This is a genomic window from Pseudomonas extremaustralis (genome assembly GCF_900102035.1).
GTDB lineage: Bacteria > Pseudomonadota > Gammaproteobacteria > Pseudomonadales > Pseudomonadaceae > Aquipseudomonas > Aquipseudomonas extremaustralis.
On record NZ_LT629689.1, the window covers coordinates 3,194,473 to 3,207,185 of the forward strand.

The 12,713-nt window shown below is 60.1% G+C and carries 14 protein-coding genes, 1 tRNA gene and 1 pseudogene; 6 read left to right on the forward strand and 10 right to left on the reverse strand.

What is annotated here, in order from left to right; translation table 11 throughout:
• Positions 1-128: 128 nt before the first annotated feature.
• Positions 129-1,063, forward strand: a pseudogene (locus tag BLR63_RS14615) (LysR substrate-binding domain-containing protein).
• A gap of 3 nt (positions 1,064-1,066) precedes the next feature.
• Here the strand turns inward: BLR63_RS14615 and BLR63_RS14620 are convergent.
• Both BLR63_RS14620 and BLR63_RS14625 read right to left on the reverse strand, forming a co-directional pair.
• Entirely contained in the window at positions 1,067-1,429 is a 363-nt protein-coding gene (locus tag BLR63_RS14620; protein ID WP_010563700.1) for a 5-carboxymethyl-2-hydroxymuconate Delta-isomerase, read from the reverse strand.
• A 55-nt stretch (positions 1,430-1,484) separates the two neighbouring features.
• On the reverse strand, positions 1,485-2,408 hold the full coding sequence (locus tag BLR63_RS14625; RefSeq protein ID WP_010563699.1) for a LysR substrate-binding domain-containing protein: 924 nt from the start codon (positions 2,406-2,408) through the stop codon (positions 1,485-1,487).
• 127 nt (positions 2,409-2,535) lie between these two features.
• Here BLR63_RS14625 and BLR63_RS31500 point away from each other — a divergent pair, with 127 nt between their 5' ends.
• A complete protein-coding gene (locus BLR63_RS31500) occupies positions 2,536-2,712 on the forward strand; it encodes a hypothetical protein (RefSeq protein WP_162830756.1) in 177 nt (58 codons plus the stop codon).
• Positions 2,713-2,748: 36 nt separating this feature from the next.
• Here the strand turns inward: BLR63_RS31500 and BLR63_RS31505 are convergent, their stop codons facing one another.
• Complete coding sequence (locus BLR63_RS31505) at positions 2,749-2,895, reverse strand: hypothetical protein (protein ID WP_162830755.1); 147 nt, start codon at positions 2,893-2,895, stop codon at positions 2,749-2,751.
• 199 nt (positions 2,896-3,094) lie between these two features.
• On the opposite strand from BLR63_RS31505, the gene tcuC reads away from it, so the two are divergent.
• Together tcuC and BLR63_RS14640 are read left to right on the forward strand one after the other, a co-directional pair.
• A complete protein-coding gene (gene tcuC, locus BLR63_RS14635; protein WP_010563698.1) occupies positions 3,095-4,402 on the forward strand; it encodes an MFS transporter in 1,308 nt (435 codons plus the stop codon).
• Entirely contained in the window at positions 4,399-5,157 is a 759-nt protein-coding gene (locus BLR63_RS14640) for a substrate-binding domain-containing protein (RefSeq protein WP_010563697.1), read from the forward strand. Before tcuC ends, BLR63_RS14640 begins: the two co-directional genes overlap by 4 nt.
• On the opposite strand, the gene BLR63_RS14645 is transcribed toward BLR63_RS14640, so the two are convergent.
• The gene (locus BLR63_RS14645; protein WP_010563696.1) at positions 5,149-6,051 is read right to left on the reverse strand and encodes a LysR family transcriptional regulator; all 903 of its coding nucleotides are present in this window, start codon (positions 6,049-6,051) and stop codon (positions 5,149-5,151) included. The genes BLR63_RS14640 and BLR63_RS14645 overlap by 9 nt on opposite strands.
• A gap of 273 nt (positions 6,052-6,324) precedes the next feature.
• Between BLR63_RS14645 and BLR63_RS14650 the strand changes: the two genes are divergently transcribed.
• A complete protein-coding gene (locus BLR63_RS14650; protein ID WP_010563695.1) occupies positions 6,325-6,537 on the forward strand; it encodes a cold-shock protein in 213 nt (70 codons plus the stop codon).
• Positions 6,538-6,606: 69 nt separating this feature from the next.
• A complete protein-coding gene (locus tag BLR63_RS14655; RefSeq protein WP_010563694.1) occupies positions 6,607-6,816 on the forward strand; it encodes a cold-shock protein in 210 nt (69 codons plus the stop codon).
• A gap of 46 nt (positions 6,817-6,862) precedes the next feature.
• On the opposite strand, the gene BLR63_RS14660 is transcribed toward BLR63_RS14655, so the two are convergent.
• The 6 genes from BLR63_RS14660 to dapA all read right to left on the reverse strand — a co-directional run bounded on the left by BLR63_RS14660 (position 6,863) and on the right by dapA (position 12,465).
• Positions 6,863-8,488, reverse strand: coding sequence for a methyl-accepting chemotaxis protein (locus BLR63_RS14660; protein ID WP_010563693.1), 1,626 nt, complete (start codon positions 8,486-8,488; stop codon positions 6,863-6,865).
• Positions 8,489-8,776: 288 nt separating this feature from the next.
• A tRNA-Ser gene (locus tag BLR63_RS14665) sits at positions 8,777-8,866 on the reverse strand.
• Positions 8,867-8,949: 83 nt separating this feature from the next.
• A complete protein-coding gene (gene purC, locus BLR63_RS14670; RefSeq protein ID WP_010563692.1) occupies positions 8,950-9,663 on the reverse strand; it encodes a phosphoribosylaminoimidazolesuccinocarboxamide synthase in 714 nt (237 codons plus the stop codon).
• A gap of 27 nt (positions 9,664-9,690) precedes the next feature.
• The gene (locus BLR63_RS14675) at positions 9,691-10,449 is read right to left on the reverse strand and encodes an MBL fold metallo-hydrolase (RefSeq protein ID WP_010563691.1); all 759 of its coding nucleotides are present in this window, start codon (positions 10,447-10,449) and stop codon (positions 9,691-9,693) included.
• 4 nt (positions 10,450-10,453) lie between these two features.
• The gene (bamC, locus tag BLR63_RS14680; protein WP_010563690.1) at positions 10,454-11,569 is read right to left on the reverse strand and encodes an outer membrane protein assembly factor BamC; all 1,116 of its coding nucleotides are present in this window, start codon (positions 11,567-11,569) and stop codon (positions 10,454-10,456) included.
• A 17-nt stretch (positions 11,570-11,586) separates the two neighbouring features.
• Entirely contained in the window at positions 11,587-12,465 is an 879-nt protein-coding gene (dapA, locus tag BLR63_RS14685) for a 4-hydroxy-tetrahydrodipicolinate synthase (RefSeq protein ID WP_010563689.1), read from the reverse strand.
• Positions 12,466-12,713 lie beyond the last annotated feature (248 nt).

Genomic DNA, 12,713 nt, shown 5'->3' on the forward strand with positions numbered 1-12,713 from the left:
CAAACAGTATTTGTCCCATGCAAAAAAATAGAAACGCCCTACAGAGCTTTCTATTGGCACGTACGTTCCGTTAAGCTTTTGCGCTGCCTTGTGCTGAGTTCGGTGCAACGGGTTTACGGACGGAACCGATGTTAAACAGCAACTTGCTCAGAAAACTCGATATGCAGGACTTGATGGTGTTTATCGCCGTCTACGACCAGAGCAGCGTGACCGAGGTGTCAGAAACGCTGTTCGTCAGCCAGTCCACCGTGAGCTACAGCCTGAAGAAACTGCGCACCAGTTTCGAGGATGAGCTGTTTATCAACACGCGGGCCGGTATGCGTCCTACGTACAAGGCCAGCACCATGTACGGCCATGTTCAGAAGATTCTGGAAAGCATCAACCTGTGCCACGCCGGTGGCCAGGTTTTTGACCCGACGCAAAAGGCCGTGACCTTCAATGTCTGCGCGCCGGAATACTTCGAACAGTTGATCCTGCCGCGCCTGTTGAAGAACTTCGACCGCGCCGACCTGCCGGTGATCGTCAATGTGCAGAAGCTGGAAACCGACATCCCCGCCGATGACCTGCGCGAAGGCCGCCTCGACTTGGTGATCTGCTTCGGTCCGAACTTCCACCGCGCCCATAAAGACTTCAAGACCCAGATGCTGCTGGAGGACGACCTGGTGTGCGTCTTCGATAAACGCTCGGCCCCCGGGAGCCGGCGTTCAGCCTGCAAGCCTTCGCCGAACGGCGCCATGTGTTTCCCACGCCGTGGACGTCCGACACCAACATGATCGACGGCTGGCTCGCGCGCCAGGCCCACAAGCGCCAAGTGGTCGCCCGGGCCAATAGCTACAGCGCGGCCTTGAAGATGATCACCGGCACCGACTTCATCATCACCCTGCCGCGTCGCGTGCAAAAACTGCTGGCGCCGGCAGCGCTGTTCGGCTGCTGCGAGGCGCCCAACGGGTTGCCGGGGTTCACTCTGGATATGCAGTGGAATGAAACCAGTGAACAGGACAGCGCCAATATCTGGTTTCGCGAGCAGGTGGTGAAGGTGTGTGCGGATCAGGGTCTGTTGTAAGCGTCAGCCAATGACGACTTTGCTGTAGGAATCACGGTCCATGTCTACCACCTGGACACTCAGTTGAACCTGCAGGTCCGCCGGCCAGTCCCCCAGGTCCTGCAACGCGGCCAACAGGCTGTCCGACAACTGCTTCTTGACCTGCGCGGAGCGCCCACTGAGCAGCGACAACTTCACCGCGATAAAGCCGCGCGGGCTCAGAGAAGTGCCCACCTGAAAACGCTCGAGCTTGATTGCCCGGCTTTTGATATCGAGCTCGGAGCCGAACTGCCCGGACACCATCAGCACGTTGTTGAGCCGCAACAGGATTTTCTCGACGGCCAGGCCAGTCAGGTTGGCGGTGTATTCCAGGTGCAGGTGCGGCATGGAGGGCTCCGAGTCATTCGTAGGAAGGTTCGTAGATATAACACGGTTAAAGGCATCAGGCCTTTTTCGCCAGGCCGCGGTCACTCATGAAGGCTTCCAGCCGCGAACGCACCCAGCGCTCAGCCGGATCGGTGTCCACATGGCTGAGCCAGACCATGGACAAATCCAGGGTCGGCGTCTCGAACGGAAACGGCTCGCAGAACAGATTGCCCGACTGCGCCATGGCCTCGGCGGCGTAGTCCGGCACGCTGGCGATCAAATCCGTGCCCGCCAGCAGGGCCGGCAACGCGCTGTATTGCGGCACCGATAGCACCACGTGGCGCTTGCGACCGACTTCCGCCAGCCATTCATCGGCGAACCCGGACACGTTGGCGGTGTGGGACACCAGCACATGGGGGCGTGCGCAAAACTCATCGAGGGTCAACGGCCGGTCCGAAGCATCGGCGCGCACCAGGAGCGGGCGGATATGGCGCAGCAGCTTGCGCTTGGCATTCGCCGGCAGGCCGCGGGTCTGGGTGATGCCGACGGTGATATCGCCGGAAGCCAGCAAGTCGGGAATGCGCCAGTAATCCACATGCTGCACCACGAACACCACCATCGGCGCTTCCTGGCGCAAGGCGCGCAGCAGCGGCGGCAGCAGGCCGAACTCGACGTCATCGGACAGGCCGATGCGAAAAGTCATGGTGCTGACGGAGGGGTCGAAATCATGGGTCAGGCTCAAGGCCGACGACAGCGAATCCAGCGCCGGCGACAAATGCTGGATGATCTCCTCGGCTCGCGCAGTGGGCTCCATGCGGTGGCCGACGCGAATGAACAGAGGGTCGTTGAACAGGGTACGCAGTCGGTTGAGCGCCGAACTGATGGTCGGTTGGCCGAGAAACAGTTTCTCCGCTACCCGCGTCACATTGCGCTCCAGCATCAGCGCCTCGAACACCACCATCAGATTGATGTCGGCCTTGCGTAACTCATTGCGATTCATCGGCGCCTCCCCCTTTCCCACAACAGGCCGCAGTGTAGAAAGCCCGGAGGGCCGCGTCTATGCGCACACTGTTCATCTGGCGGGTTTGGGACTATAAACAGCGCTCAAAGGTCACAGGAACACCACCGTGCTGGTCATTCTCGTCCTGGTCATCCTCCTGGCCGGGTTTTGTCTATGGGTCATCCGCTTCATCGCCCACCCCACCGTCCGCACCTTGTTGCGGGTGTTCGTCGGCCTGTGCCTGGCGGCGGTGGTGGCCTATCTGATGCTGGCGGCGGGGTTTCCAACGTCATTACTGGTGTAGCCCCGCTCGCACAATGGGCCTGGCCGGCCCTGATCGTCACGGTTTGAGCGGACGTTCCTGATCCCGCTCGGAAAGCTCCGTACCGTCGTCCGGGTGCTTCCAGGTCTGGGGTTTTTCTTCCTCATGGGGTTGCCGGGGTTGTTCTCGCTCCGGTGCTTCGTGCTGCTTGTGTTCGTTACCCATAGCCACCTCCCATCCGTAAGTGTTGGTTACACCTGAGAGCATAGAACAGGACACGTCATGTGGACGTGCCCTGTCGATTAATAACCTGAACGCATCAATAAATCTGAATTATTCACTTATCATTTCTAAATGTGTCAGCCACTATCTAAAGTCTTAAGCGAAACAAGCATTTTAAAAAGAACGCTGGAGACACAAAACCATGACTAACCCTTCCCGGCCCGACTCTGCCCGTTCGAAAGTGGGTGCGGTTTTCCGCGTTACTTCGGGCAACTTCCTTGAGCAGTTCGACTTCTTCCTGTTCGGTTTCTACGCCACCTATATCGCTGCCGCGTTCTTCCCCGCCGCTAATGAGTTTGCGTCATTAATGATGACCTTCGCCGTGTTCGGCGCAGGCTTCCTGATGCGGCCATTGGGGGCGGTGATTCTGGGCGCCTACATCGATGACGTCGGTCGACGCAAAGGGTTGATCGTGACCCTGTCGATCATGGCCAGCGGCACGCTGCTGATCGTGCTTGTGCCGGGTTATCACACCATTGGCCTGTGGGCACCGTTGCTGGTGTTGCTGGGCCGCCTGCTGCAAGGCTTCTCGGCCGGCGCCGAGCTGGGCGGGGTGTCGGTATACCTGTCGGAAATGGCCACCCCCGGCCGCAAGGGTTTCTACACCAGCTGGCAATCGGGTAGCCAACAGATCTCCATCGTGGTCGCCGCCGCACTGGGTTATGGCCTGAACGTGTGGATGGAACCGGCGGTGGTTGCCGATTGGGGCTGGCGTATTCCGTTCGCCATCGGTTGCGTCATCATTCCGTTTATCTTTCTGCTGCGGCGCAACCTGCAGGAAACCGAAGAGTTCGCCAACCGCACACACCGCCCGACCATGCGTGAAGTGCTGGCAACCCTGGCGAAGAACTGGACCGTGGTGATCGGCGGCATGCTGATGGTGGCCATGACCACCACGGCGTTCTACCTGATCACCGTGTATGCACCGACCTTCGGCAAGACCGTGCTGCAACTGAGCACCTCCGATGCGCTGCTGGTGACCTTGCTGGTGGCCGTGTCGAACTTTGTCTGGCTGCCGATCGGCGGCAGCCTGAGCGACCGCTTCGGTCGCAAACGGGTGCTGGTCGCCATGACCGTGCTGACCATTCTCACGGCGTACCCAGCGCTGTCCTACGTGGTAAATGCCCCCAGCTTTGCCCGTATGCTGGAAACCCTGCTGTGGTTCTCCTTCCTCTACGGTATGTACAACGGCGCCATGATCCCGGCCCTCACCGAAATCATGCCGATGGAAGTGCGCGTGGCAGGTTTCTCCCTGGCCTACAGCCTGGCGACCGCGATCTTCGGTGGATTTACTCCGGCGATCTCCACTTGGTTCATTCACATCACCGACGACAAGGCCTCGCCGGCCTACTGGATGATGTTCGCCGCGACGTGCGCCTTGTGCTCGACCCTGGCGCTCTATCACCGGGTCAACACCCGTGGTCAGGTGATGCAGGGCGCGTCGTCATGAAAGCACTGTTGAACACCCTGACGGCCCTGACCCTCGGCGCTCTAGCGCTGACGGCCCAGGCCGAAGCGCTCAAGGTGATGACCTCCGGCGGTTTCACCGCTGCCTATAAGTTGCTGGGCCCGCAATACGCCCGGCAAAGCGGAGACACCCTCGAGACGCTTCTCGGTCCGTCCATGGGCAAGGCGCCGGAAGCGATTCCCAACCGCCTGGCCCGTGGCGAACAGGCCGATGTGGTGATCATGGTCGGTTACGCCCTGGACGAACTGATTAAGCAGGGCAAGGTCGACCCCGCTTCCCGGGTGGAACTGGCCGACTCGCGCATCGGCCTGGTGGTCAGGCAAGGCGCGCCAAAACCCGCGATCGGAACCGATGCCGAACTCAAGGCCGTGCTGAGCCAGGCCAAGTCGATCGCGTATTCGGACAGCGCCAGCGGCGTGTATGTCGAAAAAGAGTTGTTCAAGAAACTCGGCATGCCGGCCAAAGGCAGCATGATCGAACGCCTGCCGGTGGCCGAACAGGTTGCCAAGGGCGACTACGAGGTAGGTTTGCAGCAGGTCGCGGAGTTGTTGCCGGTGCCGGGTGTGACGTATGTCGGCAAGCTCCCGGAAGATGTGCAATCAGTGACGCGCTTTGCCGCGGGTATTCCGGTCAATGCCGAACACCCGACCCAGGCCAGGGCGTTGCTGCACTACCTGGCGTCGCCCGAAGCCCAGCCGGTGGTGCAATCCACCGGCCTGGACTCGGTGTCACGCTGACCGAAACGGCGTCTCCCGCACCAACCGCTCCAACTCCAGCGCCGCCGGCGGCAATGTCCGCCCGCGGCGCTTGATCAAGCCCACGTTGCGCATCACCTGCGGTTCTACCAACGGCACACTCACCAGAATCGGGTGATCGTCCGCCGGCATCGCAATCGACGGCACCATCGCCACGCCCAGCCCCGCCTCCACCAGCCCGATCATCGTGGTCACGTGATGGGTCTCGCAGATACTCGGCTTTTTCACCCGCACTCCGCGCAGGGCCTGGTCCAGCAGGAAGCGGTTGCCGGAGGTCTTGTCCACCGAGATGTAGTCATGCTCATAGGCTTCGGCCCAGGGCACGCTGACGCGCCCGGCCAACGGGTGGTCACGCCGACAAGCCAGCACATAGCGCTCCTGCAACAGCAGCTCGAACTCCACCTCATCGGCCAGGCTGCCGCTGAAACTCACGCCGAAATCCGCCTCGCCACTCTCCACCGCGTTGCACACCTCGCCGGCGCTGGCGTCCAGCACCCGAATGCGAATCTTCGGATACAGCTTGTGGAATTCGGAAATCACGTGGGGCATGAAGTAGTACGCAGTGGAGGGCACGCAGGCGATGGTCACATTGCCCATGCGCGTGGAGGCGACGTTGCTGATACCCATCAGGGCGATATCAAGGTCGTCGAGAATACGCTCGACCTGCGGAAGAAAAGCACGGCCGACCATGGTCAGGCTGACGCGCCGCGTGGTGCGCTCGAAGAGTTTGACGTCGAGGGCGGACTCCAGTTTTTCGATGCGACGACTAAGGGCCGGTTGCGAGATGCGGATGGCTTCGGCCGCGCCGCTGAAACTGCCCTTGTCTACCACCGCGCGGAAGGCTTGAAGGTCGTTGAGGTCAAAGTTGATGATCACGGAGGTGGCCAGTGTGGTCGAGGTGGAGAGCATTATCGTCGGGGAGAGAACAGGGCGCCATGCGCGCTGCAACGGCGGTTCGACTCTCGCAGAAACGTGGCGCAAAACTTCGCAGTATCCCTCAACGGCACGCGCGGCGAACCTGTCATGAATGACAGTACCGTCGGTCATCCACTGCATTGACGGGGTGCGCCTTCGCGACTTTCATTATGGATACCACCACCGACGACGCATCGGCGGCGGCGACACATAAGGGTTTCGAGGATACGAGCGATGAGCGACAGACAAAACGGCACAGTCAAATGGTTTAACGGTGAAAAAGGCTACGGCTTCATTACCCCGGAGAACGGGCCCGACCTGTTCGTGCACTTCAGGGCCATCGAAGGCAGTGGGTACAAGACTTTGGAGGAGGGACAGAAAGTCTCTTTTGAAGCCGTACAAGGGCAAAAAGGTATGCAGGCAGACAAAGTCCGACTGATAGGCTGAAAAACCTTCGAATGACCGGTTCCCCCCTGGTCACGACGCCACTTATTGCACTGAAAAAGGAGAACGGCCATGCCCAGTAAAACTCCACAGACTGCAATCTCCACCCGCAGCGGAACCGCCACCTACGACGCGCAAGATATTTTCTTTCGCAGCACCACCGCCCTCGGCGGTCAGGCCCTGCGTGAGGGTCAAACGGTCACCTACGAACTGGTCAGGGGCCCGGGAGGCGAGTGGCAAGCAATCAACATTGAAATCGTGGAGGCCTCGACACTGAATTAGCCTCCGTCCGCGTGCCGCAACCCCATCGTTGGCGGCACGCCTTTCACTACAGTTGAAAACGCGCCACCGCGTCATTGAGCGCGACCGCCAACTGCGCCAGTTCATGGCTCGAACCATTGATCTGCCCGGCGCCGGAAGACGATTGCGCCGACAGGTCGCGAATATTGACGATATTGCGATCGACTTCCTTGGCCACCTGGGCCTGCTCCTCTGCCGCGCTGGCGATGACCAGGTTTCGCTGGTGAATCTGGTCGATGGAGTCGGTGATCTGGCTCAACGCCCCGCCCGCGCCTTCAGCCAACGCCAACGTATCGGTGGCGCGCTGGGTACTGGACTGCATCGAAGTCAGCGCCTGGTCGGACCCCGAGCGCATCGCCGTCACCATCTGGTCGATTTCCAGGGTCGATTGCTGGGTGCGATGGGCCAGTGCGCGCACTTCGTCGGCCACCACCGCAAAACCACGCCCGGACTCCCCGGCTCGCGCAGCTTCGATGGCGGCATTGAGGGCCAACAGGTTGGTCTGCTCGGCGATGGAGCGAATCACGTCGAGAACCTTGCCGATATCCCGCGATTGCTCGGCGAGATGCTGTACCAGGGTCGCGGTTTCACCGATGTTGGAACTCAAGGCTTGAATGGCACTGACCGTTTCGCCCACGCGATGCTGGCCTTCGCGCGCAGTCTCATTGGACAGCCGCGTGGACTCGGAAGTCGACACCGCATTGCGCGCCACTTCATCCGCCGCCGAAGTCATCTCATTGACCGCCGTGGCGGCCTGCTCGATTTCAGCGGTCTGTTTTTGCAGGCTGCGGCTGCTTTGATCGGTAATGCCGTTCAGGTCGGTGGCGGACGACGCCATCTGCCCCGCCGACTGGCGAATCAACTGCAAGGTACTGCGCAGGTTGCCTTGCATGGTCTGGAGGGCGACGAACAGGCGAGTCACTTCGTCGTCGCCGGTGATCTCTACCGTTTGGGTCAAGTCACCTTGAGCGACGTTCTCTGCGGCCCTTACCGCATGACTCAGCGGCCCGACGATACTGCGCGTCAACAACCACGCCAGCACCACGGTACTCAAGCCCGCCACGATCACAAAGCCAAACACCATGGTGCGCGAGCGGCTGTACTGCGACTCGGCCGTCTGGCCCTGCTGGTTGATCTGGGCGTTGTAGTAGTCGGCCAACGCATTGAGCTGAGCACCGGAGCCATCGACCACGGTTTTCATGTCCACCAGCAACAACTTGTTAAGCTCAGCGCCCTGCTGCTTGTCGGCAAGGATGAACGACTGAGCCAACCCCTGCTGGTACTGGCGCAGCGAAACCTGGAACTGGTCGTAGAGCGTGCGCACCTCAGGGGTATCGATCACCGCATCGAGGTCGGCCAACCTTTTCGTCAGGTCCTGGCTGCGGGTGTCCATCTGGCTGCGGTATTGCGGGATGCTTGCGGGGTTCGGGTCCAGCGCCATACGCAAAGAGATCGTACGAATGCGCAGCATAATCTCGCGAATATCCGCCACCAGCCGCATCTTCGGCACCAACCCACTTTCAACCTGCACCGCACTGGCGCGGATACTGGCCATGTTCGACAGCGCGAAAAAACCCAACAGGGCCACGAGCAAAGCAATCAAGGCAAAACCCAGACCCGCACGGCGGGCGATGGACAGGCTGCGAAGGGACATGTTTGGGGCGCTCTCCAATAAGGGATACGACATCGTATGAGAGCATTTCGGCTTGTGGAGGCAGGACTTTAGCGACGTTCAGGAAAGTGCTGTGGGAGATTTCCACCGAACTGGAAACAAGTGGAATCTTCGCCCCTTCTTTTTTGCGCTTCATGACGAAACGGAGTGCGCATGAGCGTCCAAGGCACACAAGGACGCAGGCTTATGAAGCAAAGCGCTTCCCGACAGACTCAGACAGAAACGAAAAAGCCCCGTAGCTTATTCAGCTACGGGGCTTTTTCTATGTAATGGCGGAGAGATAGGGATTCGAACCCTAGGTACCGGTGAAGGTACAACGGATTTCGAATCCGTCCCATTCGGCCACTCTGGCATCTCTCCAACGGCGCGCATCATAACAGCCTGTTTCGCGGATGCAAAGCACCGAAGCGATTTTTTTCCGTGCTATCAGATGCTTGCGTCGATTACAGCGGTACGCCGAGGCGCTTGGCGACTTCTTCGTAGGCTTCGATCACGTCACCGAGGCCTTGGCGGAAGCGGTCTTTGTCCATCTTCTTCTTGGTGTCTTTGTCCCACAGGCGGCAGCCGTCGGGGCTGAACTCATCGCCCAGGACGATGGTGCCGTCGTGGAACACGCCGAATTCCAGCTTGAAGTCCACCAGCAGCAGGCCTGCGTCGTCGAACAGCTTGCTCAGCACGTCGTTGACCTTGAGGGACAATTCCTTCATGCGCGCCAGTTGCTCAGCGGTGCCCCAGCCGAATGCCACCACGTGGGATTCGTTGATGAACGGGTCGCCCTTGGCGTCGTCCTTCAGGAACAGCTCGAACGTGTAAGGGTTGAGCTTGAGGCCCTCTTCCACGCCCAGGCGTTTGACCAGGCTGCCGGCGGCGTAGTTACGCACCACGCACTCGACCGGGATCATGTCCAGTTTCTTGACCAGGCACTCGTTGTCGCTCAGCAGTTTGTCGAATTGGGTCGGAATGCCGGACGCTTCGAGTTTCTGCATGATGAAGGCGTTGAACTTGTTGTTCACCATGCCCTTGCGATCAAGTTGTTCGATGCGCTTGCCGTCGAACGCCGAAGTGTCGTTGCGAAACAGCAGGATCAGGCGGTTGGCGTCGTCGGTCTTGTACACCGACTTGGCTTTGCCGCGGTAGAGTTCTTCACGTTTTTCCATGATGGGCTCCGCTTTGAGTGAGGTGGGCTAGGCGATGTGTCGCCAGTCGAGCCCTGAATCTTGATCGGCCAGTTGCAGCCAGTCCGGGTCGCACCCAAGGGTATCGACAAAACATTGCCGGGCCAGCTGCGGCAGGTTGTTCTTGCTGCTCAGATGGGCCAGGACCAGATGTTGCAGGTCTTGCCAGCCCAACTCATACACCAGGTACGCCGCCTGGTGGTTGTTCAAATGTCCCAGTTCGCCACCTACCCGCTGCTTGAGAAAGTAGGGGTAATGACCGCGAGCCAGCATGTCTCGGCAGTGGTTGGACTCGATCATCAAGGCATCGAGGTCCCGGTAACCGTCCAGCACCTTGGCGCAATAGGAGCCCAGGTCGGTAAGTACGCCGAAGCGGCGCTCTCCGTCACTGAATACATATTGCGTGGGTTCCTGAGCGTCATGCGCTACCGCGATCACATCGATGCTCAACGCACCGATCTGCAGTTGCTCACCACCGGCCAGGAAACCTGCGGGTTCAATGGGTTTGCGCATCCCGCGCAAGGTGCCGCGACTGAGGTACACCGGGAGATTGTAGCGCCGAGACAGCAAACCCACGCCATGCACATGGTCGGCATGTTCGTGGGTCACCAGAATCGCGCTCAGCTGCGAAGGGTGAACCCCCAGACGCAGCAGGCGTCGCTCGGTTTCCCGTAACGAGAAACCACAATCCACCAGCACATACGTGTCGTCATGGGCGACCAGCGTACCGTTCCCTTGGCTACCGCTGCCGAGAACGGCAAAACGCACCGGATCAGCCCAGGTTGTCTTGAATCACGCCCAACACTTTGCGCGCTGTTTCAGCCGGCGCAACGGTATTGATGTTCTTCTCGACGGTGACTTGCACGCTTTCGCCAACCTTGCTCAAACGAACCTGATAACGCTCGGCGCGAGTCTCGATTTCTTCCTTGGTCGGCTTGCTGCCGAACAATTTGCCGAAGAAACCTGGCTCTTCATCTTTACGTTCGGCCTTTTCCGCCACGTTGATGTAGTAGAGGCCCAGGCTGCGGTTGATGTCTTCAACACGCCAAGGGCCCTGCTCCAACGCGCGACCTACGCTGGCCCAGGCACGGTCCAGGTCTTCGCCAAGGTTCAGCACCACGTTGCCGCTGCCATCTTCGGTGAGGCTGACGCGGCTCGGGGTGTCGTAATCACGCGCGGCGAGCAGGGAAACGGAACCGCCCTTCTCGGAAATACGGCTCATGCTGGCCAGCATCTCGTCGACCAGTGCCGAGTCGACGCCGGTGTTGACCGAGCGATTGGTGAAGTCGACGTTGGCGGTACTGCCGGCAGGACGCTCGGCGCTGACGACGTAGACTTCACTGGTGTTGCGTTGCACGCCAGGCTCGATGCGCACACGCACGCGGGCCTCGCTGTCGGCGGCGACACCGCCGGCCTGCAGGCGCTTGGCCATGGTTGCGGACAGTTCACTGCCCTGCTGCCATGCCGTGGTGAACTCACCCGTCTGTGGACGCTGTTCGTCGATACGGAAACCGTTGTCCTGGAAGAACTGCACAGCTACCGGCCAGACTTCGGCAGGAGGACGCTGAGCCACGATCCAGCGTGAGTCACCGCTCTTCTGCAGACTGTAGTCGCTGGCCTCCGCCACGGCCGAGATCGGCTGAGGACGTGGCACTACGTACTCACCCCTGGTGGTGTCGTCGGCAACGTTACGTGGAATCGGCAGCAATGGGTCAAGGCGCTTGGCGACGTTGACGTCCGGCGGCAGTTGCATCGGTTTGGTTGCTTGTGCTTCCAGGTAATCGCTGCCGCGGTCACGGAAGTAGCCTTCCGGGCCCCAGATCCAACCGCAGCCACTGGTGCTGGAGATAATCAAGGCAAGTGCGGAAAGTCCGGCCAATCGCTTCATGCGTAGTGCTTCCTCAATTAAACCAGGACGCCGGACTGGCGCAGGGCCTGTCGCAGCGGTTCGTGACAGGCTTCGCTGAGACGGGTGAGCGGCAGACGGATACCGTCCGGAATCATGCCCATCTCGAACAGCGCCCATTTCACGGGAATAGGGTTGGATTCGATAAACAGTGTCTTGTTGAGCGGCATCAGCTTCTCGTGGATCGCACGGGCGGTCACGGCATCGCCGGCAAGGGCGGCGGCGCACATGTCGCTCATGGCACGCGGGGCCACGTTGGCGGTCACGGAAATATTGCCCTTGCCGCCCAACAGGATCAGCTCGACAGCGGTGGCGTCGTCACCGGAATACACCAGGAAGTCGCTGCTCACGCCGGCCAGGATGTCCTTGGCGCGCTGCAGGTCGCCAGTGGCCTCCTTGATACCGATGATGTTCGGTACGGTGGACAGGCGAATTACGGTCTCGGCCTTCATGTCGCACGCGGTGCGACCCGGAACGTTGTAGAGGATCTGCGGGATATCGACGGCTTCGGCAATGGTGCGGAAGTGCTGGTACAGACCTTCCTGCGTCGGCTTGTTGTAGTACGGGGTCACCAGCAGGCACGCGTCGGCGCCGGCTTTCTTGGCGTTCTTGGTCAATTCGATCGCTTCACGCGTCGAGTTGGCGCCCGTACCGGCGATCACGGCGATACGACCGGCGACACGCTTGACCACGAATTCGATCACCTGGATGTGTTCTTCCACATCGAGGGTGGCCGATTCACCTGTGGTGCCGACCGCCACAATGGCGTTGGTGCCTTCTTGCAGGTGGAAGTCCACCAGTTTGCCAAGGCTGTCCCAGTCGAGATGACCTTGTGCATCCATGGGTGTGACCAGTGCCACCATACTGCCCGCAATCATGCAACCGCTCCTGCCGGAAAAAGAGAGCCGTAATGGTACTGGCGCCAAGATGCTTGCACAAGCGAAGTACCGCCTGAGGATGCGTTCTGGAGCAACTAAACGACGGGCAATGCCATCATTGGGCCAAAGCGCCGTGGAGAGCACGCTAAAATCCGGCCGTTCGCGCAATGAAACCGCCACCTCCTATCCCTTGGCGACGCTTTTCGCTACCCTTCAACCTTTGATCGATACAGCCCTGAGCGTATCGA